Consider the following 22560-nt stretch of genomic DNA (forward strand, 5'->3'; position numbering starts at 1 on the left):
GTGCGCTTATAGATGACTCTCCCGTGCCGCGTGCCGGCGCCAAGCATCCAGGGCCCATGCTTTTCTGGTTCATCGCCACTGCCGTTACTGCCATTGCCTGCGCTGCGCTGTTTTACGCAGGGGCAGGTCACAGGGTCAACGCGACGCGGCCCCAATTCGCCGCAGCCGATTCACACTTTGCTACAGTTCTGGCGCGCATCGAGGCCGATGAGGCTTCCGGTCTGCTCGGCGCTGCCGAAGCGGCAGGCGCCAGGGCGGAACTGGCGCGCGAAGTGCTGCGCGCAGAGAACGAGGCCCGCCGCCCTGCAGCTGGCAGGGGCGAGCTGACCCGCACTCCCTTGTTGCTCGGGCTCGGGGTAATCGCTGCAATTTCGCTGGGGACCTATGGATTTCTAGGGAGTCCCAACCTGCCGAGCCAGCCACTGGCTGGGCGCGCTGCGCCGGTAGCGGAGCCAGTCGATATCAACGCTGCAGTCGCGCGCATTGAAGCACAACTCGCCCAGCGGCCCGACGATCTGCGGGGCTGGACCGTGATTGCGCCCGCCTATGTTGATCTTGGCCGGTTGGAAGATGCGGAGCGGGCCTATCGGCGCGTTCTTGAGTTAGGCGGAGCAACGCCCGATGTGCAAACCAAGCTAGCCGAGGTGCTGATCCTGCAGGCTGACGGCGCGGGGTCGGCAGAATCGATGCAACTGCTACGAGCGGCCGCGGCGAGCGATCCCAACCATGTGCTGTCGCGCCTTTATCTGGCGGCCGAACTCACCCGCACGGCCAAGTACGAGGAAGCTGTGGCGGCTTGGCGCGAAGCGCTTGCATTGTCGCAAGGCGGCGAAGGGTGGCTGCCGGCGGCCCAGCAGGGGCTGGCAGTAGCGTTGAACGGCGGACAAGCTCCGGCCGAGGCCGCTCAATCGGAGATGATCGGGCAAATGGTTTCCGGCCTGGCCGCGCGACTGAACGCCGATGGCGGATCGCCCGAAGAGTGGACGCAGTTGGTGCGCGCCTATCTGGTGCTGGAGGACCGCGAGGCGGCTCAGAGCGCCTATGACGCGGCCGTAGCGGCTTATCCGCAAGCCTTTGATCGTGGCGAACTCGACACCATTGCCCTGGATGCCGGGCTGACAACACCGGGAGCCACGCGATGACAGTGTCCGCAACCCTGCGCAAAAAAGGCTGGAGTCGCAAGCAGAAGCGCCTCGCGGTGATTGGGGGGCTGGCTGTTGTGGTCGCGCTCGCAACCACCTTGGTGCTGGTCGCATTGCGCGACCAGATCGTGTTTTTCTATGCGCCGTCCGATATTGTTGCCCGGCAGGTGCAGCCCGGCCAGGCGATCCGCGTGGGTGGTCTAGTCAAGGAAGGCAGTTGGGTGCGGGACGGGCAGAACAATAGCTTTGTGGTAACCGATAACCAGAACGAGATTGCCGCCAACTATACTGGCATCTTGCCCGATCTGTTCCGGGAAGGGCAGGGCGTGGTCGCTGAGGGCAGCCTTGGACCCGATGGCACCTTCAAGGCCAGCAATGTTCTGGCCAAGCACGACGAGAATTATGTTCCCAAGGAGGTGGTCGAAGCGCTCAAAAAACAGGGCGAGTGGCGGCCCGAACCAGCGGTCGCAAACTGATGGCGATTGAACTCGGACATTTCGCGCTAATACTTGCCTTTGCCATCGCCACCGTTTCGGCGGTGGGCGGGTTCGCGTTGCGTCCGGGCGGAGAACGGCTGGCGCTGGTGTTGAGCCAGGGCGCCGTGCTGCAGTTCGTGCTGGTCGCGGTGGCCTTTGCAGCCCTGATCGAGGCCTTCGTCAGCTCCGATTTCTCGCTGGCACTGGCAGTCAACAACTCCCATTCGCTCAAGCCGCTCTTGTTCAAGATTTCAGGGGTTTGGGGCAATCATGAAGGCTCCATGGTCCTCTGGATCCTGATTCTTGTGCTGTTTGGCGCTCTCGTCGCTGCCTTCGGCCGGGGGTTGCCGCCCGACCTACTGGCGCTGGTGCTGGCTACGCAAAGCCTGTTGGCCGCCGCCTTCGGGGGCTTTACGCTCTTTACCTCCAACCCCTTCGCGCGGATGGTGCCCGCGCCGCTGCAGGGCCGCGACCTCAACCCGGTGCTGCAGGATATCGGGCTCGCCATTCATCCGCCGCTGCTCTACGCAGGCTATGTGGGCTTTTCGATCTGCTTTTCCTTTGCGGTTGCGGCGTTGATTTCGGGCCGCATCGACCAGGCCTGGGCCCGTTGGGTGCGGCCCTGGACCATGCTCAGCTGGACCTTTTTGACCTTGGGCATCGCTATGGGCTCCTACTGGGCCTATTACGAGCTGGGTTGGGGTGGCTGGTGGTTCTGGGACCCGGTGGAAAATGCCAGCTTCATGCCCTGGCTCGCGGGCACGGCGCTGCTGCATTCCGCGCTGGTGATGGAAAAGCGCAACGCGCTCAAGATCTGGACGATCTTTTTGTCCATCATCACCTTTTCCCTGTCACTGCTTGGCACCTTTCTGGTGCGCTCCGGCATTCTGACATCGGTGCATACCTTTGCCAGCGATCCGACCCGCGGGCTGGTGATCCTGACGCTGCTAGCTGTAGTGATCGGTGCCGCATTCACGCTCTTTGCGCTGCGCGCTTCGACGCTGCGCCAAGGTGGGCTGTTTGCGCCGGTCAGTCGCGAAGGCGCGCTGATCCTCAACAATCTGTTCCTTGCGACGGCAGTGGGTGCCATTCTCGTCGGCACGCTTTATCCATTGGTGCTTGATGCGCTTGGCGGCACAACCATTTCCGTGGGTGCCCCCTTCTTCAACCTGACCTTTGGTGCATTGATGTCGCCGCTCCTGCTGATCCTGCCTTTCGGGCCGCTGCTGGCCTGGAAACGGGCCGATGTGGTGAACGCCGCACAGCGCTTGCTGGGCGCCGGGGCACTAGCGATTTTCGTCACCATCCTGGTTGCTTCCCTGAGCGGCCGCTCGATCTCGCTAGCCCCGCTTGGGCTGCTGCTTGGCTTCTGGGTGGCTTTCGGGGCCGTCGCCGAGCTGGTCGACCGCGGGCGGATCGGACGCATCCCGCTGCGCGAAAGCGTACGGCGTCTGGTGGGACTGCCGCGTTCGGCCTGGTCAACAGCCATCGCGCATTTCGGGGTTGGCGTGACCGTGCTGGGCATCGTGGCGACATCCGCTTGGCAGACCGAACTCGTCACCACCCTTGACCCGGGCGAAACCGCCGAACTGTCCGGCTACAAGGTCGGGTTCGACGAGTTCGCCGTGCTAGCGGGTCCAAACTACCGCGCCGAGCAGGGGCATTTCACCATCACGGCACCCAATGGTGGCACCCGTCCGCTGGTGGCCGAACGGCGCATCTACAGCGCCAGTGGCATGACCACCACGGAAGCGGCGATCGGCACTTATGGGTTTTCCCAGCTCTATCTGCAGCTGGGTGAGCCGCTGGACAACACGCATGTGGTTCGGATCTGGCACAAGCCTTACATCACCCTGATCTGGCTGGGGGCCGTGCTGATGGCTGGGGCAGGGGTCTTGTCCTTGTCCGACCGCCGCCAGCGCATCGGGGCTCCACGCCGTACTGCCAAGGCAGTGCCGGAGCCAGCCGAATGAGTTGGTTGCGTGTGCTCATGGTGCTGTCTGGATTGCTGCTGGCACTGCCCGCAGCTGCGGTAGGGCCGGATGAGATTCTACCCGACCAGGCGCTGGAGAGCCGGGCCCGCGACATCTCGGGGGGCCTGCGGTGCCTCGTATGCCAGAACCAATCCATTGACGACAGCGATGCCGACCTCGCCCGGGACTTGCGGCTTCTCGTGCGTGAGCGTCTGGTGGCGGGGGACAGCGACGAGGCGGTGCGGCAGTTCGTTGTCGATCGCTATGGGGAGTATGTGCTACTGGCCCCGCGTTTTGGCGCCCATACGCTGCTGTTGTGGGCAGCCGGGCCGCTGCTGCTGCTGGTGGGCACGGCCGGAGTCTGGCTTGCCGCTCGCGGACACCGGGGTGCAGGGGAGGGCGGCGATCTTACTGATGACGAAGTGGCAGCACTGGAGCGGCTGCGGCAGTCCAAAGCTGACCGTTAGCGAGCTCTCACCTTACGAAAGTTTAATCCGAGCGCAACGTCGCCGAAAGGCGGTGCATTCCATATGTATCGCACAGGCTTATGAAACGGCCTTTCCATGGAGACGAATCCCAATGCGCTCAACTATTCTTACTCGGACGCGGCGTTGGCTCGGGGCCTCGGCCCTGGCACTGACGGTAGCTGTCGGCGGCGTATCCACCGCTTTCGTGATGACCGGCCAGGCAGCTAATGCCCAGGTTCAGAACAGTGCACAAATCATCGTACCACCCGTGGAGCAGCCGCAGCAGGGCTTTGCCGACCTGGTGGAAGCGGTCAAGCCAGCGGTGGTTTCGATTCTGGTTGAGGCCGAAGCGGCTGGCCAGGCAGCTCAGCGGGGCGGTCAGTTCAATTTCAACATGCCGGACCTGCCAGAAGGGCATCCATTCCGTGACTTCTTCGACCAGTTCAGCGACCGCTTCGGGTCTGATGGTCGAGGGCAGGGCTCCGAAAACATGCCGAGGCCGCGGCCCTATATGGCGGCGGGTTCTGGCTTTGTGATCTCGGGTGACGGCTATGTCGTTACCAACAATCACGTGGTCGAAAATGCCACCAAGGTGACCGTCGTTTTCGATGACGGCACCGAGCAAACGGCCGAGATCGTCGGCACCGATGAGCGCACCGACCTTGCCGTGCTCAAGATCGAGGGTACGGACCTGCCCTTCGTGAACTTCGAAGGCGAGCCGAGCCGCGTTGGCGACTGGGTGGTTGCTGTCGGCAATCCCTTTGGTCTGGGCGGCACCGTGACCGTTGGCGTGATCTCCGGTTCGGGCCGCAATATCGGCGGCTCCGGCTATGGCGATTTCCTGCAGATCGACGCGGCCGTCAACACCGGCAACTCGGGCGGCCCTGCCTTTAACACCAGGGGCGAAGTGGTGGGCGTCAACACCGCCATCTACTCCCCCAATGGCGGCAATGTCGGCATCGCCTTTGCCATTCCCGCAGCCACGGTCAAGACCATTGTCGGCCAACTGATCGAGGACGGTTCGGTGACCCGCGGTTATCTGGGCGTGTCCATTCAGGACGTGACCAAGGATATCGCCGACAGCGTGGGCCTGCCTAATGCTGCGGGGGCGATCGTGCGTGATGCCGCTCCCGATGGACCAGCCGCCCCCGCAGGCGTTCGCTCTGGCGACATCATCATCCAGGTGGATGGTGAGCCCATCGACGACGCACTGGACCTGAGCCGCACGATTGCGGGCAAGGCGCCGGACTCCACGGTTGAGCTGACGATTTGGCGCGATGGCGCTGAAACCAAGCTTTCCGTCCAGCTCGAGACCTTGACCGAGGAAACGGCCCAGAACGACACCGAACAGGCGCCAACCACTCCCGAGCAACAGCCAGCGCAATCGAGCGAGGGCCTGACCCTGGTGCCCAATGGTGACGGCTCGGGCGGTCTGCTGATCCAGGAGGTTGATCCCGAAAGCCCTGCGGCGGAACGTGGTTTTGCAGTTGGCGACGCAATCCTCGAAGTCGACAACAAGCCTGTCGAAACCGTTGAGGATTTCCAAGCCGCCATTGCCGGCGTCAAGGATCGCGGGCTCAATACTGCCCTGGTCAAGGCCAGCCGTGATGGTGAAGCCCGCTTCATCGGTCTGCCACTAAGCGAATAAACCCGCTACGGTCCCGGGGCAGCCGCTCCGGGACCCTTTTCTCAGCGCTGCGCCGGGAGCGTCACGGTGAAGATTTTGCTGATTGAAGACGATCGTGAGGCAGCAAGTTACCTGATCCAGGCGCTTGATGAATCCGGTCACGTGACCCACCACGCCCCCGATGGGGAAACCGGCCACGCCATGGCGTCGGATATGGAATATGACGTGCTGATCGTTGATCGCATGCTGCCTCGCCGGGACGGTCTTTCCATTGTCGAGTCGCTAAGGGCCAAGGGTGACAATACGCCCGTATTGATCTTGTCGGCACTCGGCGAGGTTGATGATCGTGTCACCGGGCTGCGCGCCGGCGGCGACGATTACCTGACCAAGCCTTATGCCTTCACCGAATTGCTGGCCCGGGTTGAGGTGCTTGCCCGCCGCTCGAGCCCCTCTGAAGCCGCCACGACCTATGAGGTTAGTGGCCTGACGCTGGACCGCCTGTCACGCAAGGTGGAACGGGATGGCGAATCTATCCTGCTCCAGCCGCGGGAATTCAGACTACTGGAATACCTGATGAGAAATGCCGGTAAGGTGGTGACCCGCACCATGCTGCTGGAAAATGTCTGGGATTATCATTTCGACCCCCAGACCAATGTCATCGATGTGCATATGTCGCGCCTGCGGGCCAAGATCGACAAAGGCTATGCCAATCCACTGCTCCACACGGTGCGGGGCGCCGGTTACATGATCCGCGAGTAGCGCGTGCACCGTCTTGCCCAACTCTGGCGCACCTCCACGGTCCGGCTGACCGCCGCGTTTATCCTGATCTTCATCCTGTTTGCCGTGCTGCTGCTGGGCTTTATTACCTGGCAGTCCAGCGTGCAGATCCAGCGCCAGCAGGCTGATGATATCGATCGCGAAGTGCGCTTGTTCCAGCGGATCGATGCGAACCAGGGGCTTCGTGGCCTCGCCATAGCCGTGGACCGGCTGTCGCGCCAGCCGGGCCCGGGCGTATACTTTCTGGGCGACGCATCCGGCCAGTACCTCTTGGGCAATGTCGTGCAAATTCCCGCGGGAGTGCTAGTGGAGCCTGGCGTTTATAGCTTCGACTATGAACGGGCCAGCCCATTGGGAGACGACGGCCAGTCCGATGCAGGTCCCCGTCGGGGCGTTGCCGTGGTGCGCTCCCTTGAACTCAGCAACGGGCTGCGGCTGGTGGTTGGCCGTGACGTGCTGGAACGGCGGGGCTACTCGGCCATCATTGTGCGAAGTTTCCTCGTGGGCGTCGCCGGAATCATCTTCTTTTCCATGGTGGCGGGGGGCCTCACCGCCAGAAGAGTGCTGCGGCGTATCGATTCCATCCGCGATACCTCGACCAAGATCATGTCGGGCAATCTCTCCGAGCGCGTGCCGATCACCCGGCGCAATGACGAATTCGATGGGCTGGCCACCAATCTCAACGCCATGCTCGACCGCATCGAACAGTTGCTGCAGGGCCTCAAGGAAGTCACCGACAACGTCGCGCACGACCTCAAAACCCCGCTGACTCGCCTGCGCAATCAGGCAGAAGCGGCACTGCGCCCCGGGGCAAGCGACATGACTCGCGAGCAGGCACTCGAAACCACCATTGCAGAAAGCGATCGCCTGATCCGGACCTTCAACGCTCTTCTGATGATCGCCAGAGCGGAGGCGGGTGCCCCATCGGGCGCATTCGCCGAGGTCGATGTCAGCGCCGTTGTGACCGATCTCGCCGAGCTCTATGGCCCAGTGGCCGAGGACGAGGGAATTGCCGTTGAAACCGCGATTGCCCCATCCGTTCACCTGAAGGGCAATCGCGAGCTGATTGGGCAAGCCATGGTCAACCTGCTCGAAAACGCTTTGAAATATGCCAAGCCCGAGCAGGGCGGGCAGGGGCGCATCACGATCAGTTTGCGCGAAGAGCGCGGTCGGGTCCTGATCGAGGTTGCCGATAATGGTCCCGGCATCGCAGAGGAAGATAGGCTGCGCGTTGTCGAGCGCTTTGTGCGACTGGAAAAAAGCCGGTCCGAACCGGGGTCAGGGCTTGGGCTTTCGCTGGTGGACGCGGTGGCGCGCCTGCATGGCGGCAGCTTCCGGCTCGCCGACAATGCTCCTGGGGCACGGGCGATCATCGACCTGCCCGCAGGGTAACGGGGACCGGCTTGCCGCGGCGAAACGTCCCATATATCACATAGGTTTATGGCTACTGCCCTCCAACAACTGCCCCCGACGCCAACGCCGCGCTTCGATGAATGGCTCGGCAGCCTTCCCGAGGCCGAGCGCGTTCCGCTGGCAGCAGCTGCCAGTGCCCTCGGCCCTTTGCTGGAAACAGCGCCATATCTCTTGGGCCTAGCCCAAGCCAATGCGGGATGGTTGGGTCAGGCGCTGGGGCAAGTGCCAAACTCAGTGTTTCATGCCATCCTCGATGATGTCGCTGAGGCCGGGCGAACCGCGGCTGACGAAGCGGCGCTGGCGCCCATACTGCGTCGCGCCAAGGCGCGCACCGCCTTGTGGGCGGCGGTCACCGAAACCGGGCGAGCTCTAAGCACCGCACAGACCACTGCTGCCCTGTCCGACCTTGCCGATGCTGCCCTTGAAGCCGCACTGGACCTCTTGATGCGCCAGGCTGCCGGCCGGGGCTTGCTGGCCATTCCAGTCGAAGAGGCCACGGCGGCCAATTCTGGCCTCGCCCTTTTCGCGCTGGGCAAGCATGGCGGACAGGAACTGAACTACTCTTCCGACATCGACATTGTCGCGTTTTTTGATCCGGAGAAAGGCGTGCTCGCTGAGCCGGCCGAAGCGACGAGGTTCTATTCACGCGTTGTGCAGCGGCTGATGGGACTGATCGAGGATCGCACGCCCGATGGTTATGTGTTCCGCACTGACCTGCGGCTGCGGCCCGATCCGGGTTCGACCCCGGTCGCGATCTCGGTTGATGCGGCCCTCGCCTATTATGAAAGCCGCGGGCAGAACTGGGAGCGGGCCGCCTGGATCAAGGCGCGAACTTGCGCCGGCGATGGGGAAGTTGGCGCCAGTTTCCTCAAGGAACTGGCGCCCTATATCTGGCGCAAGCATCTCGATTTCGCGACCATTGCCGATATCCAAGCCATGAAACGCCAGATCAACATTGCCAAGAACGTTGGCGAGATCCGCGTGGAAGGTCACAATGTCAAGCTCGGGCGGGGCGGCATTCGCGAGATCGAGTTCTTCACCCAGACCCAGCAGCTGATTGCCGGCGGCCGGGACAAAAGCCTGCGCGCCAAGCCCACGGTTCTCGCGCTGGCGGCGCTGGCCGACGCGAACTGGATCACGCTCACCGCCGCCTCGGAGCTAAGCCATACCTACTGGTTCTTGCGGGCGGTCGAGAACCGGCTGCAAATGCTCCGCGACGAACAAACCCACACCATGCCGACGAACGCCGAGGACCTGGCCAGCATTGCCCGCCTGATGGGCGAGGACAGCCTGTTGCGCTTCGAGGCTGAATACCGCTCCGCGCTCGAGCTTGTTTCGTCCTATTACGGCGAGTTGTTCACCGAAGGCGAAAGCCTGGGCAGTGCCGAAGGCAATCTGGTGTTTACCGGCAGCGATGATGATCCAGGTACGCTGGAGACCCTGTCCCAGATGGGCTTTGCCGATCCCCATCTCGCCATCGCCACTGTCCGCAAATGGCACTATGGCAGTTACCCAGCCACGCGCGCTGCGGCCGCTCGGGCGCATCTGACCGAATTGCTGCCGGCGCTGCTGTCGACGTTGGGCGCGGCTGGCAATGCCGATCTGGCGCTGGTGCGTTTCGACAATTTCCTCTCCCGCCTGCCGACGGGCGTGCAGCTCTTTGCGCTGCTGCGCACACATGCCGATCTTCGGACATTGCTGGTGCAATTGATGGCGTCGGCGCCGCGCATGGCCGAGGCGGTGATCCATCGCACCCATGTCATGGATGCGCTGATTGATCCCGCCTTCGCCAGCGAGGTGACGCATCGCGATGTCCTGATTTCCAAGGTCGACGCCTTCATGGCAGAGGCGCGCTCCTATGAGGAAAGCATCGATCGGGCCCGCATCATCGGGCAGGAACAACGCTTCCTGATTGCCGCGGGCCTGTTGTCCGGCACGGTGAGCGCCAAGGGGGCCGGCGAGCAGTTCACCGCGTTGGCCGAGACCTTGCTCAATCGCTTGTTCGCAACCGTCAAGGTCGAGTTCGAGCGCCGCCATGGCCGCATTCGTGATGGCCGTGTGGCGTTGCTCGCCTTTGGCAAGATGGCGAGCCGGGAGATGACGGCTACCTCCGACCTCGATTTCATTCTCCTCTATGATGCGCCAGACGTGGAATCCGATGGCGAAAAGCCGCTCAGCGCCAGCCACTACTATACAAGGCTAACCCAGCGCCTAGTGGCCGCCATCACTGCCCCGACCGCCGAAGGCGTGTTGTATCAGGCCGATATGAGGCTGCGGCCTTCGGGTAATGCCGGCCCGCTCGCAACGAGCCTACAGGGTTTTGTGGACTATCAGCTCGAACATGCCTGGACGTGGGAGCATCTGGCACTCAGCCGGGCGCGCATTGTGTTTGCCGATGGCACTTTTGGCGAACAGATGAACGCGGCCATTGCCCGCGTTCTCGCAACCCGGCGCGACAGCGCCAAGGTCATCGAGGATGTTCGTTCGATGCGGGCGTTGCTGGCCAAGGAACGGCCACCCCGCCACCCATTTGACCTTAAGCTCGCGGCGGGCGGACTGGTGGACCTGGAGTTCATCGCCCAGTCAGGGTTCCTGTCGGTCGGCTCCCAACTGGGCTTGCCGCAGGCGCTCACGGCGGAGGTGCTGACCCGGCTCGACGAGCTTGGCTTGCTGCCCAGCGGCACACGGCTCGCCCAGATCCATGGGCTTTATTCGGAAGTGATCCAGGTGATGAGCTCTGCCTTGCTCGACCCGTTCAAGGAGGAAGGCTGGAATGGGGCCTTCCGGGAATTGCTAGCGCAACTGACCCACTACCCCGATTTCAGCCGGCTTGAGCTGGATCTTGCTGAAATGCGCGCCGAGGTCTCGGCCGCAGCGCAGGCCTGGTACGAGCGAGCCGCAGCCCTATAGATGCCTATTCGGCCGCCCGAATGCCTTCTTCGCTGCGCAACGGCAGGGATATGGCCACCGTCGTGCCCAGGGAAGGGCTGGAGTCAATGGCCATGTGCCCGCCGCTGAGCTCGGCAATGGCGCGCGAAATCGAAATGCCAAGGCCGTGACCAACCCCTTCGCGAGTGAAGGTCGCGTCACCAAGGGCGAAAGGCTGGGAAAGACTGGCCAGCCGCTCCTCGTTCATGCCGAGCCCGGTATCGGTGATTTCAATAACAACGCCATCATGGGCAGCAAAGGCTGCCAGCGTGACTCGGCCCCCGCTCGGCGTGAAGCGGATCGCGTTCTCGACGATATTGCCGATCATGCGCAACAGCCCTAGGCGGTCGCCATGCACAACCGCGCCGCAACCTTCGCCGCGCACAAAGCTCAGCCCGGCTCGCGCAGTTTGTCCACGGAAGCGCTGCCCGACCTCGTCGAGGAGCTCGTCCACGCTGAGTGGATCGGAGCGCAGCATCTTCTGCCCGCCTTCAAGCTCCGCGAGATCAAGAATGGTCGCAAAGGAATCCAGCAGGTGTTCGCCAGAGGACTTGATCGACTGCACGTAATCCTTGTAGCGGCGATCGCCGAGCGGGCCATAAGCCTCATGCCGCATCAGTTCGGCAAAGCCGATGATGTGGTTGAGCGGCGTGCGTACGTCATGGCTGAGATGAGCCAGGAAATTGGTCTTGGAGCGGCTGGCGGCCTCGGCCTTGAGCTTTTCCTCATGATAGCGGCGGGCGAGCAGCCGCTGCTCCTCCCGGATGGAGTTCAGCAGTGAATCGGCTTTCTTGCGCTCGGTGACATCGGTCACGAGCGTAAGGAAATTGCCGTCGCCCAAGGGACGTTCCTCGATCAGCATGCAGCTGCCGTCTTCGCGATGCAGCTCCATCAAGCGGGTGTTGTCCGCGTCATTGACCAGCTTCATGTATCCGCCGGCAATCAGTCGCTTGACCATTTGGGGGTAGGTCACGCTTGTACCCTCCAGGTCCAGGCGCTCGCGGTACTGTTGATTGCAGACCACCAGCTGGCCCGATTTGGTCCAGCACGCCATCCCCATCGGCACAGCCGAAGCAAGGGTCTGGTAGGCAAAACGCTGCATGCGATCGGGCATTTCGTTGAAGTGGCTGCGGCGCCAGGAGAGGCCTGTCATCAGCGCAGCCACGGCAAGGGCGGCCAGGGCCCGGACCAGCAGGCCGGGCCATATCAGGTCCTCATTGGCTTCAAGCAACAAGATACCGTGCTGACCAACGGGGAACTGCTCGCTGACGAGCGTTCTCTGGGGAGCAGTGGAAGGATCGGCGTGTAGCCGCGCATGAACGACACCGCCCGACAGCCTTACCGCTTGTTGCAGCTGCGGCAACGGAGCGGTGGTTGCGGCAATCTCGTCTGCCATCAATGCGCCGATGGCGGTCAGGTCGCGACGGGCCTCATCAAGGGTCCTTGCCGTGTCATAGATAATGAAAAGCGTCGCGGCCAGGATGGCGGTGAGTGCGACGGTCCTCGTCACGGGCGAAACCTTGCGGAAAAGGGACCCTGTATGGGTGTTCTCGCCTTCTGGCCGATGAGCTGAATTCTGACCTTTGCCCACGCTGAATCCATCAGCGCCGACGCCGGATTGCTCCGCCGACCGCATGAATAACTCCGTAATGTGAGGCTAATTGCCCCGCCCGATACCCTTAACGAACAATGAATCAGGCGGTGGCAGCTTGTCCATACCTCTCCGGCCAGCGCTAAAGCGAGACCCGCCAAAAGGCGAGTCTCTTGAGTCACTTAGAGGCGGAGAAATATTCTTCCACAGGCACGCGCATTTAGCTTCCCAACATGCGTGAAAGTATGTCAGCCGTGTTGCGGCTCAGCTCGGTCGAGGCCTGCAACTGCCGGAGCGCCGCGTGTGCTGCCTCGCGCCGGTTTGGCTCCAGAATCTGCCAGATTCTGAAGCCTGTCAGCACCCGCGCAGCCACCTGCGGGTTGACCGAATCCACCTCCGCCACGAAGTCCGTCACGAAGCGGAAACCCGCGCCGTCGGCACGGGCAAACTGAGTCGGGTTGCCCATCGCAAATGTCCCCACAAGCGAGCGCAAGCGATTCGGATTGGTCTTGGGGAAGCCGGGATCGGCAAGGATGGCACGCATGCGCTCGATCACCCCATCGTCGGTGGCGCTGGCCGAAACACTGAGCCATTTGTCGAACACTAAGGGGTCCCCGGCAAAGCGCAGGCGGAAGTCAGCGAGAAGGGCAGGGGCGTCGGCGGTCCACTGCGCCCCACTGACCGCGAGCGCCGCCAGGCGATCGGTCATGTTGGTGGCTTCATGGTACTGCCGGGCTGCGAGCGCGGCCCCATCGGGGCTCGCTTGGACCAGGAGGGACAGCAGGCGATTGCGCAAGGAGCGCTGGCCGGACTGCGCCGTGGTGGGGGCATAAGTCTCCGTGATGGCGAGGCCCTCGTAGGCGGCCTGCAGCATTGCAGCAACCGGTCCGAAGACTGCGCCGATCAAAGCCTGGCGCACCTGATGGATGCGATCCGGATCGACATCCCGGCCGATGGCCCGGGCAACAAGCGACTCGACGGGCAGACCAAGTGCCTGCGCCTTGAAGGCATGGTCGAGCCCGGGGTCACCCAGCGTCTCCATCATGGCTTCGCGCAGTGCGGCGATCGCTTCATCGCGCCAGGTCGTGCCTAGGGCAGCTGCCACCATCAGCTCGGTGCTGACCGATTGCAGCGCTTCCCAGCGGTTAAACGGATCGCTGTCATGCCGGGCCAGGAACAGATTGTCCGCCGCGGACCAGTCGGCATGGACCTGCACCGGCGCCGAAAAACCACGGAACAAGGAAGGGGTGGGCTGGTTGGCAACCCCGCTGAACTCGATGACCGCTGTTTCGGTGTCGAGGATGATGAGGTCGTCGCGCACCGTTCCGCCAGCTACGCCCGTCCAGCTTAGTTCGCTGCCGTTGGGTCCGAGCAGGCCGAACTTGACCGGGATGACCAGCGGCGACTTCTCCGGTTGCCCCGGAGTTGGTGCGGTGTGCTGCTTGAGCGTCAGCCGATAGGTGCGACTGATGGGATCATAGCTGTCCGAAACCGTGACCTGAGGCGTGCCAGCCTGCAGATACCAGATCTTGAATTGCTCCAGATCGATATCGTTGGCTTCCGAGAAGACCGCGAGGAAAGCCTCGATGGTCGTGGCTTCACCATCGTGCCGCTGGAAATAAAGGTCCATGCCCTTGCGGAACCCGGCTTCGCCCAAGAGGGTCGCCAGCATCCGCACGATTTCGGCACCCTTCTCGTAGACGGTGGTCGTATAGAAGTTGTTGATTTCGCGATACTGGTCGGGACGGGGTGGATGGGCCAGCGGCCCACCATCTTCGGGGAACTGCGACACGCGCAAATTCTGCACGTCATGGATCCGCTGCACCGGACGGCTGCGCTCGTCCGAGGAAAACTCCTGATCTCGGTAAACCGTCAAGCCTTCCTTGAGGCAGAGCTGGAACCAGTCGCGGCAGGTGATGCGATTGCCCGTCCAGTTGTGGAAGTATTCGTGAGCGATGACGCGCTCGATCGAGGCGTAATTGGCGTCGCTGGCCGTGTCCGGCCGGGCAAACACCAGCCGATCGTTGAAGATGTTGAGGCCTTTATTTTCCATGGCGCCGAAGTTGAAATCCGACACCGCGACGATGTTGAAGATGTCGAGGTCGTATTCGCGCCCAAACCGCTTCTCGTCCCAGGCCATCGAGCGCTTGAGGCTGTCCATGGCCCAGCCGCACTGGTCTTCCTTGCCTGGCTCGCAATAGATCGCCAGTTCCACCTTGCGGCCGGACATGGTGGTGAAGCTGTCGCTGACCGAGGCGAGCTTGCCGGCAACAAGGGCAAAGAGGTAGGCCGGCTTGGGAAAGGGGTCCTCCCAAATTGCATAATGCAGGCCATCGCCAGCATCGCCGCGTTCCACCAGATTGCCATTGGAGAGCAGCACCGGCGCCACAGCCTCGGGCGCCGTCATGCGCACCTTGAATGTGGCGAGATTGTCGGGGCGATCGAGGTAATAGGTGATGCGCCGGAACCCCTCGGGCTCACATTGCGTGCACCAGGTGCCGTTAGAGCGATAAAGCCCCATCAGCTTGGTGTTGTTCTCGGGCTGCAGGGTAACCTCGGTTTCCAGCACGAACCGACGCAGTGGCGGCTCGACGAGAGTCATCCCGTTGGCATCGGCTGCATAAGCGGCCTCCACCAGCGGCAAGCCGTCGAGGGCCACCGACTGCAGGCGCAAACCATCGCCATCCAGCACCAGCGGCGTACCTGCAGCCGTATCCGGGCGCGGCTCGACCGTCAGCAGCGAGCGAACGCGTGTCCCCTCTTCGAGGATGCGAAAATCCAGGTCTACCGCCGTGATGCGATAAGGACTGGGCGCGTAATCTTTGAGATAGATGGTGTGCTCGGTTTCAGTACGCATGATTTCGGTCCAGGTGTGAACCTTAGTCTTCAATCGATTGTGGCCGTGCCGCAACAGCAGACTTCGGTTAGATATGCGATCAGTGCGGCTCGCGGCCGCCTCCCTCCTTCTACGTCAAATTGGACGTCAATGGGGAGGGAAACCAGTTATGTGGCTGGCGTCCCGCGCAAGATTTCCCCCGGTTGACGTTGCAGCGTCATCTATTTCTGGGACTCAGCGTCGTGACAGGGCGCTTTTGAACGTCTGTTGCTTGTTGAAGGGGTGACCGCATGTTGCGCTGGTTTGAACAACGTCTGAACCCATATCCTGCCGAAGAGCCCAGTGAACCACCCCGTGGCTTGCTCGCCTTTTGCCTCTATTACAGCCGCGGCGCCAAGAAGTGGCTTGCCCTGATGGCTGTGACCGCAGCGCTCATCGCAGCGGGCGAAATCTTGCTGTTCGGCTTTATTGGCGATGTGGTGAACTGGCTGGCCGATGCGGACCCCCAGACTTTCCTGGCCACGGATGGCTGGAAGCTGGCCATCATGGGCGCGATCGTCGTTCTCGTGCTGCCGGGGCTGGTGTTGCTCTCAACGCTCACGATGCACCAGACTCTTCTGGGCAATTTCCCGCAGCGCATTCGCTGGATGAGCCATCGCTATCTCATCCGCCAGTCGATGAGCTACTTCCAGGACGAATTTGCCGGCCGGATCGGTGCCAAGCTGATGCAGACCTCGCTCGCCGTGCGCGAAGTGGTCATGAAGCTGCTCGACATGCTGGTATATGTGAGCGTTTACTTCACCGGCGCGGTTGTGCTTGCCGCCTCGACCGACTGGCGGCTGGCACTGCCATTTCTGGCCTGGGTGGTCTGCTACATCCTGTTGATGTGGTACTTCATTCCGCGGCTCGGCAAGATCTCCGAGCAACAGGCCGATGCCCGCTCGACCATGACGGGCCGCATCGTCGATAGCTATACCAATATCGCGACGGTTAAGCTCTTCTCCCATTCCAATCGGGAGGAGCGTTATGCCCGCGAAGCCATGGATGGCTTTCTCGACACCGTTTATCGGCAGATGCGCATGTTCACCGTGCTCAACGTGGCCGTGAATTTCTCCAATGCGCTGCTGCTGTTTTTCGTTGGTGCCACGGGCATCTGGCTTTGGTTACAGGGGACGATGTCCCCAGGCGCCTTGGCGGTGTCGCTGGGGCTGGTGATGCGGTTCCAGGGCATGAGCCAGTGGGTCATGTGGGAAATGTCGGCGCTGTTCGAAAACATCGGCACGGTGCGCGACGGCATCGCCTCGATTTCGCTTCCGCGCGTTGTGTCCGATGCCGAGGGGGCGCAGCCAATCGGCAAGGTCACTGGCGACATCCGCTTTGAAAATGTCAGCTTCCATTATGGCAAGAACAGCGGTGTCATCGAGGGGCTCAACCTGCATATCCGTCCGGGCGAGAAGATTGGCCTGATCGGCCGGTCAGGCGCGGGCAAGTCCACCATCGTCAACCTGCTGCTCCGCTTCTATGATCGTCAGGGCGGCAGCATCCTCATCGATGGCAAGGATATCGCGACAGTTACCCAAGACTCCCTGCGCGCCAATATCGGCGTAGTGACCCAGGACACGTCCTTGCTGCACCGCTCCGTGCGCGACAACATCGCCTATGGCCGCCCCGATGCCACGGAAGCGGAGATCCGCCAGGCGGCCGAACTCGCAGAAGCCGCCGATTTCATCGAGACCCTGAGCGACGCCCAGGGCCGCAAGGGTTACGACGCCCATGTCGGGGAGCGTGGGGTAAAGCTCTCCGGCGGGCAGCGGCAGCGCATCGCCATTGCGCGGGTGCTGCTCAAAAACGCACCAATCCTGGTGCTCGATGAGGCCACCTCGGCTCTCGACAGCGAAGTGGAAGCGGCCATCCAGAGCCAGCTGCAACTGCTGATGCGCGGCAAGACCGTGATTGCCATTGCTCACCGGCTGTCGACCATCGCTGCCATGGATCGGCTGGTGGTGCTCGATCGCGGACGGGTGGTCGAGCAAGGCACCCATGCCGAGCTCCTCGCGCAGGGCGGGCTTTACGCTCAACTCTGGCAGCGGCAATCCGGCGGCTTCATCGAAGCCGACCAAAGCGAAGAGGCCGCTCAGTAGAGCGGCCTTTTTGACCGGCACGCCGGTGCCGGCGCTCCTGTGATCATTCTGCGCCTCGAGGCAAAAAGTCTTGCACAGCCAGACCACCCCCATTGGAGCTATCCGGCAGACTCTGTAGAAGGCTGAAATCGATTGCAGCGATGCTTACGCTGCTTTGAACGACGTCTACTGGGAGGAACCGGATGTCCACTGCCCCCGCTTATTCTGTGCTTGAACTTGGAGGGACATTCCGCCTTTCCTCGCCAACCTATCACACCTCGGCTCCCATCACCTTGCCTGGCGACGTGCATGGCGCACTGCTGGCGAATGGGGAGATTCCCGATCCGTATTTCGGGGAGAACGAGAAGGAGGTCATGTGGGTCAACCGCACCGAATGGTCAGTCGAGCGCAGCTTCGAAGCGAGTGCAGCCGATATCGATGGCTATTTAACTTTGACGCTGGCCGAGGTGGACTGCATCGCCACCATTTTCCTCAACGGTGAAGCGATCGCCTGCACCGACAATTCCTTTGTTCGCCACGATATCGATGTGACCGGCAAAGTCCGGGAAGGCAGCAACACGCTGCGCATTGAATTTGCCGTCACGCGCGATGTCGCCAAGGCGCGCGCCGAGGCCCATTCATTCCCGCTGCCTTTTACCAAGAACTACCAGACCAATGGTCTGGAGGGCATTCACCTCAATTTCGTGCGCAAGGCCCAGTGCCATGCCGGCTGGGACTGGGGCATTTGCCTGATGCCGATCGGCGTATATGGCAGGATGCAGCTGCGCCGCTCGCGTCTGACGCGCCAGGAAAGCGTGCAGGTCGATCAGCTGCACCGCGATGGCGCTGTTGAGCTGACCATCCGCACCCGCATCTTCGCCTTCGCGGCTGGAGAGGTGACCATCAGCCACGTGATCGACGGGCAGAGCGTTCGCGAAACCGTGCCCGTCCACCGCGGCGAAAACCTGCTTATCCATGGTGTTCGCATTGAAAACCCGCGCCTGTGGTGGCCGGCTGGGCAGGGCGAGCAGCCCCTTTATGAGCTGGAAACCGAACTCGATGGCGAGCGCACCACCCGCAAGCTTGGCTTGCGGCAGCTCGAATGGGTAGTAGAGCCCGACGAGATCGACCACACCTTCAAGTGCCGTACCAATGGGCGCGACATCACCATGATGGGGGCCAACTGGATCCCGGCGGATGCCATTCCGAGCCGCATTACGCCTGAGGTTATTCGCGATCTCCTGGGCAGCGCCAAGGCCGCGAATATGAATATGCTGCGGATCTGGGGCGGTGGGCAGTATGAGCCCGATTACTTCTATGATCTGTGCGATGAGCTTGGGATCCTCATCTGGCACGACTTCATGTTTGCCTGCATGAGCTATCCGTCCGATCGGGCGTTCCTTGCCAGCGTGCGCGAGGAGGTGACCCAGCAGGTGCGCCGGCTGTCCCATCACGCCTGTATTGCCTTGTGGTGCGGGGACAATGAGGTGATCGGCTCGCTGGGCTGGTACCCGGAAACGCGTGCCGCGCCAGAGCGTTACGTGGCGAACTATGACCGGCTCAACCACATGCTCGGCACCATTGTCGAGGACGAGGATCCGGCGCGGCGGTTCTGGCCCTCATCGCCCTCAATGGGTTATCTCGATTTCTCTGATGGCTGGCATGCCGATACGCGGGGCGACACGCATTACTGGGATGTCTGGCATTCGGCCAAGGCCTTCGAGGCCTATCGGACGGTCAATCCGCGGTTTGCTTCCGAGTTCGGCTTCCAGTCGTTCACCTCGATGAACGTCATTGAAACGTTCTCTGAACAGAAAGACAGGAATCCCTCTTCGCCCGTAATGGAGAACCATCAGCGCAATGACGGGGGCAATGCGCGTATCCTCGAGACCATGACGCGCTACTTCCGCTTCCCGCGCGATTTCGACCAGATGGTGTTCCTGTCCCAGATCCAGCAGGGCCTGGCGATGAAGACCGCCATCGAATACTGGCGCTCCACCAAGCCGCGCTGCATGGGCACGCTTTATTGGCAGATCAACGATATCTGGCCGGTCGCGAGCTGGGCGAGCCTTGATTACGGCGGGCAGTGGAAGCTGCTGCAGTATATGGCCAAGCGCTTCTTCTTGCCGGTCAAGGTCGTCGCGGTACCCCGGCAGGCGGAACTCAAGACCAATTCGCGCGGATTGCCGGTCGAGGGTGCGGCGCCAACCCAGATTGTGCTCAAGGCCGTCAATGATACTGGCGCCGAGGTGACGGTCAGCCTCGAGGTCCGGGCGGTCAAGGTCGGCGGGGGCGATCGAGTGGTGTTCTCCGGCAGTAGCGCCGTTGACCCGGCTGCTGCAATGGCCGTGGCGACCCTCGACGTTGCCGATCTCGCCGCCGACGAGTTCCTGTTGTTCACCTGGCGCGATGCAGCGGGCAAGGTGCTGGGTGAAAACGACTACTTCCCCAAGCCCTACAAGGCCTATGAGCTACCGCCCGTCACGGTGTCAGCCAGCTGGGCTGACGGACCCGATGGCCCCGTGCTGACCCTTGAGGCCGACAAGCCCGGCCTGTTCACCACCGTGACCGTCGATCAGCCCGGCTATTTCTCCGACAACGCGTTCACCCTGCTGCCGGGTCGGCCCGCTGTGCTGGGCTTTACGCCCCGCCATGGGGGCAAGTTCAGCGCCCAGGAACTTGCGGCCACGCTCAGCATCCGTACGCTGGCAGATACGTTCTAGCTCCGGCCAGCCCCTTGTCTCGTGGCAAGGGGCTGACTCTGCAGCCCTGTTCGCGCCCGGATCAATGGTTGACAGGGCGCGGTGGGTGCGGCCAACCTGCCGGTGCCGCGTTCTCCTGCGGCGCTCCGGATCCGCTTCATGTCGACGACTATTGCTCCCCTCGAGGAGCGCCGCCTGTTTGGCATCGGCCTCGTGCTGTGCGCCAATCTGCTGTTTACCTGCCTTGATGGCTCAGCCAAATGGCTCGGCCTGGTTGGCTTGCCAGCGATGCAGATCATCTTTGCCCGCTATTTCGTGCACCTCGTGATTGTTTCAGCGGTCAACCTGCCCAATGGTGGTCGCGATCTGGTGCGCACCGCCAATCTCCGGATCCAGATCGTGCGGGCACTCGCGCTGCTCGGATCGAGCCTGTGTAACTTCACGGCGGTGCGCTATCTGCCACTGACGGTCACCGGCGCTATCGGCTTTACAACACCGCTGATCATCTGCCTGCTCTCAGTCGTGTTTCTGCACGAGCAGGTGGGCTGGCGACGCTGGACCGCCATTGGCGTGGGGTTCATCGGCATCCTGATCATCGTCCATCCGGGCAGTGAAGCCTTCCAGCCGGCCACGCTGCTGTCGCTCGCCGGTGCTGGGTTCTACGGTGCCTATGTGCTGCTGACCCGGCGCCTGGCGGGGGTGGACTCGGCCGCAACCCAGCAGTTTTATACCGGCGCCGTGGCGGTGGTCTTGCTGTTGCCCTTCGCCTTTGCCGATTGGATCTGGCCAACGACAACGCTCGACTGGGTGGTTTTTGCCGCTGTCGGGGTGATCGGTTTTCTCGGCCATCAGTTTGTGACGGTGGCGCATCGCTTTGCGCCGGCCTCCACCCTCGCACCGTTCTCTTATGTGCAGATCATCTTCATCGCCGCGCTGAGCTGGATCGTCTTCAACCAGCCGCCTGACATCTGGTTCTTGCTTGGCGCGCCCATTGTTGTCGGCAGCGGCTTTTACATCTGGCTGCGCGAGCGCGCCTTGTCCAAGCCGGTGGGTCCCGTCACGGAGCAACGCTGACGGGGCGGGCCGCCATGGCTCGCTCACGCCAGGTGGCGGCATAGGTATCCAGTTGCGGCAGGGCCAAGGGCGCGATGGGCTTTCCACGGCTTGAGCCCGGCTTGGGGCCGCCAAACAACATGCTGGCTCCAAGACTGGTGCCGGTGCTGTCGGCCGAAGCGCTGACGGGCACGCCGGTGAGCTGGGCGAGCGCCGCCGCGAACAGCCCATTGCGCGCAAAGGGCCCCTCGATGATGATCTCCTCGCCCAGCCCGCAGAGTTCAAAGCAGGTCTGCGTCACCAGCGCGAGATAGAGCGCGGTGGCAGCCGATCGTTCGCCCGGCGACAATCGGTCGGGATCGGTTGTCCAGCGCCCCGTAGCCGCCGGGAAGGGGCCAACGCCGGGAGCAAAGCTGGGCAGGGCCTGTATGTCGCCGGCGATCACCGCAGGGAGCTCGGCGCTTGTGGGTTCGACATAGGTGCCGACAAGAGCGTCAAATTCCCGACCGCCCATAAAGCGGGCGGTGGGTACCGGCCGGCCGAACGCGTCCACATTGGCGAGGCTGTCGCGGCGCTCATCGAGCCGTTGGGTCTTGCCGCCGATTGTCATAGCGATCGTCCAGGTGCCGGTGGAAAGGATCGTGACCGGCGCCTGCTGCCGACCGAGATGCGGCAGCAGCGAAGCGTTGGAGTCGTGAATGCCTGAGGTGACCGGCGTGTCCGGGGGCAGTCCGGTCTGGGCGCTGATCTCTGCCTTGATCGTACCGATAATGCTCGCGGCAGGGCGGATGGGGGCGAAAAGTTTTTCCCAACCCTGGCTCGTCACCAGCGATGAGAACTTGCCCTGCGCCGGCGCCCACAGATCGGTGTGGCAGCCGAGCGAGGTGACCTCGCTGGCGAGAACCCCGGTGAGCCGCCAGGCCCAGTATTGCGGATAGGGTAGGATATGGGTCACGCCGGCAAACGCATCGGGGAATTTGCGGGCTTGCCAGAAGAGCTGCGCCCCCAGGTTCAGTCCACCGGGCAGACTGGGCGACAATGTCTCGGCAAAAACGGGGCGTACAGCCCGGTACTGGGTGGCGAGGGCATCGGGCCCGGCATATTCATAATCCAGTACAGGGAGGGCCAGCTCGTTCCCGGCCAGCAGGGCAGCCGTCGCGCCATGGGTGGTGATCGAAATGCCCTCGACGCCGTGCTCGGCATGCATTGCTTGAAGGCTCGCGAGGATAAAGGACCAAAGCCGGTCCAGATCGGCATGGGGGTAGGGCCCGCCGCGGACCACGCTGTTGGGCGTGCTGCGGCTCGCCACTTGTGCAGCGTTCACCGTATCGATCAGCACCAATTTGGCGTTGGTCTTGCCAATATCGATGACGGCTACCAGTCGAGGATCGGGCATTGCAGCAGTTCCAAGCAGACCCTCCTGCAGTACTGCAGAAGGTAGACGCGCGCTAGTTG

The 22560-nt window shown here is 62.5% G+C and carries 14 protein-coding genes; 11 read left to right on the forward strand and 3 right to left on the reverse strand.

The annotated features are described in order from the left end of the window. The first annotated feature begins 56 nt into the window (after nucleotides 1-56). The 8 genes from ccmI (at nucleotide 57) to AC3YMN_RS12965 (ending at nucleotide 10785) form a co-directional block, all read left to right on the forward strand. The gene (ccmI, locus tag AC3YMN_RS12930) at nucleotides 57-1142 is read left to right on the forward strand and encodes a c-type cytochrome biogenesis protein CcmI (protein WP_489890318.1); all 1086 of its coding nucleotides are present in this window, start codon (nucleotides 57-59) and stop codon (nucleotides 1140-1142) included. Beyond that, complete coding sequence (gene ccmE / locus AC3YMN_RS12935; protein WP_127752383.1) at nucleotides 1139-1618, forward strand: cytochrome c maturation protein CcmE; 480 nt, start codon at nucleotides 1139-1141, stop codon at nucleotides 1616-1618. Before ccmI ends, ccmE begins: the two co-directional genes overlap by 4 nt. After that, on the forward strand, nucleotides 1618-3591 hold the full coding sequence (locus AC3YMN_RS12940) for a heme lyase CcmF/NrfE family subunit (protein ID WP_489890319.1): 1974 nt from the start codon (nucleotides 1618-1620) through the stop codon (nucleotides 3589-3591). The genes ccmE and AC3YMN_RS12940 overlap by 1 nt, the downstream gene beginning before the upstream one ends. Then, the gene (locus AC3YMN_RS12945) at nucleotides 3588-4058 is read left to right on the forward strand and encodes a cytochrome c-type biogenesis protein (RefSeq protein WP_489890320.1); all 471 of its coding nucleotides are present in this window, start codon (nucleotides 3588-3590) and stop codon (nucleotides 4056-4058) included. Before AC3YMN_RS12940 ends, AC3YMN_RS12945 begins: the two co-directional genes overlap by 4 nt. A gap of 112 nt (nucleotides 4059-4170) precedes the next feature. After that, nucleotides 4171-5706: a Do family serine endopeptidase gene (locus tag AC3YMN_RS12950; RefSeq protein WP_172122779.1), complete on the forward strand. Its 1536-nt coding sequence runs from the start codon at nucleotides 4171-4173 to the stop codon at nucleotides 5704-5706. 66 nt (nucleotides 5707-5772) lie between these two features. Then, nucleotides 5773-6444, forward strand: coding sequence for a winged helix-turn-helix domain-containing protein (locus AC3YMN_RS12955; protein ID WP_489890321.1), 672 nt, complete (start codon nucleotides 5773-5775; stop codon nucleotides 6442-6444). 3 nt (nucleotides 6445-6447) lie between these two features. Beyond that, nucleotides 6448-7854, forward strand: a complete 1407-nt coding sequence (locus AC3YMN_RS12960; RefSeq protein WP_489890322.1) for a HAMP domain-containing sensor histidine kinase — start codon at nucleotides 6448-6450, stop codon at nucleotides 7852-7854. Nucleotides 7855-7902: 48 nt separating this feature from the next. Next, entirely contained in the window at nucleotides 7903-10785 is a 2883-nt protein-coding gene (locus AC3YMN_RS12965; protein ID WP_489890323.1) for a bifunctional [glutamine synthetase] adenylyltransferase/[glutamine synthetase]-adenylyl-L-tyrosine phosphorylase, read from the forward strand. A 4-nt stretch (nucleotides 10786-10789) separates the two neighbouring features. Here the strand turns inward: AC3YMN_RS12965 and AC3YMN_RS12970 are convergent, their stop codons facing one another. Further along, nucleotides 10790-12313 carry a sensor histidine kinase gene (locus AC3YMN_RS12970; protein WP_489890324.1) on the reverse strand — a complete coding sequence of 508 codons (1524 nt, stop codon included), beginning with the start codon at nucleotides 12311-12313 and terminating at the stop codon, nucleotides 10790-10792. Nucleotides 12314-12614: 301 nt separating this feature from the next. Continuing rightward, nucleotides 12615-15251, reverse strand: a complete 2637-nt coding sequence (pepN, locus tag AC3YMN_RS12975; protein ID WP_489890325.1) for an aminopeptidase N — start codon at nucleotides 15249-15251, stop codon at nucleotides 12615-12617. A gap of 269 nt (nucleotides 15252-15520) precedes the next feature. Here pepN and AC3YMN_RS12980 point away from each other — a divergent pair, with 269 nt between their 5' ends. From AC3YMN_RS12980 to AC3YMN_RS12990, 3 genes are all read left to right on the forward strand, one after another. Continuing rightward, nucleotides 15521-17371: an ABC transporter ATP-binding protein gene (locus AC3YMN_RS12980; protein ID WP_489890326.1), complete on the forward strand. Its 1851-nt coding sequence runs from the start codon at nucleotides 15521-15523 to the stop codon at nucleotides 17369-17371. A 182-nt stretch (nucleotides 17372-17553) separates the two neighbouring features. Then, nucleotides 17554-20073, forward strand: a complete 2520-nt coding sequence (locus AC3YMN_RS12985) for a beta-mannosidase (protein ID WP_489890327.1) — start codon at nucleotides 17554-17556, stop codon at nucleotides 20071-20073. A gap of 138 nt (nucleotides 20074-20211) precedes the next feature. Beyond that, nucleotides 20212-21126: a DMT family transporter gene (locus AC3YMN_RS12990; protein ID WP_489890328.1), complete on the forward strand. Its 915-nt coding sequence runs from the start codon at nucleotides 20212-20214 to the stop codon at nucleotides 21124-21126. On the opposite strand, the gene AC3YMN_RS12995 is transcribed toward AC3YMN_RS12990, so the two are convergent. Further along, a complete protein-coding gene (locus AC3YMN_RS12995) occupies nucleotides 21110-22501 on the reverse strand; it encodes an FGGY-family carbohydrate kinase (protein WP_489890329.1) in 1392 nt (463 codons plus the stop codon). The two genes, AC3YMN_RS12990 and AC3YMN_RS12995, sit on opposite strands and share 17 nt — an antisense overlap. Between the last annotated feature and the right edge of the window lie 59 nt (nucleotides 22502-22560).

It is taken from the genome of Devosia sp. Z11_6 (assembly GCF_058133665.1).

Excerpts from the sequence above, each read along its gene's own strand:
- ccmI (WP_489890318.1), top strand. The coding sequence starts at position 57 with ATGCTTTTCTGGTTCATCGCCACTGCCGTTACTGCCATTGCCTGCGCT.
- ccmE (WP_127752383.1), top strand. The coding sequence starts at position 1,139 with ATGACAGTGTCCGCAACCCTGCGCAAAAAAGGCTGGAGTCGCAAGCAG.
- AC3YMN_RS12940 (WP_489890319.1), top strand. The coding sequence starts at position 1,618 with ATGGCGATTGAACTCGGACATTTCGCGCTAATACTTGCCTTTGCCATC.
- AC3YMN_RS12945 (WP_489890320.1), top strand. The coding sequence starts at position 3,588 with ATGAGTTGGTTGCGTGTGCTCATGGTGCTGTCTGGATTGCTGCTGGCA.
- AC3YMN_RS12950 (WP_172122779.1), top strand. The coding sequence starts at position 4,171 with ATGCGCTCAACTATTCTTACTCGGACGCGGCGTTGGCTCGGGGCCTCG.
- AC3YMN_RS12965 (WP_489890323.1), top strand. The coding sequence starts at position 7,903 with ATGGCTACTGCCCTCCAACAACTGCCCCCGACGCCAACGCCGCGCTTC.
- pepN (WP_489890325.1), bottom strand. The coding sequence starts at position 15,251 with ATGCGTACTGAAACCGAGCACACCATCTATCTCAAAGATTACGCGCCC.
- AC3YMN_RS12980 (WP_489890326.1), top strand. The coding sequence starts at position 15,521 with ATGTTGCGCTGGTTTGAACAACGTCTGAACCCATATCCTGCCGAAGAG.
- AC3YMN_RS12985 (WP_489890327.1), top strand. The coding sequence starts at position 17,554 with ATGTCCACTGCCCCCGCTTATTCTGTGCTTGAACTTGGAGGGACATTC.
- AC3YMN_RS12990 (WP_489890328.1), top strand. The coding sequence starts at position 20,212 with ATGTCGACGACTATTGCTCCCCTCGAGGAGCGCCGCCTGTTTGGCATC.
- AC3YMN_RS12995 (WP_489890329.1), bottom strand. The coding sequence starts at position 22,501 with ATGCCCGATCCTCGACTGGTAGCCGTCATCGATATTGGCAAGACCAAC.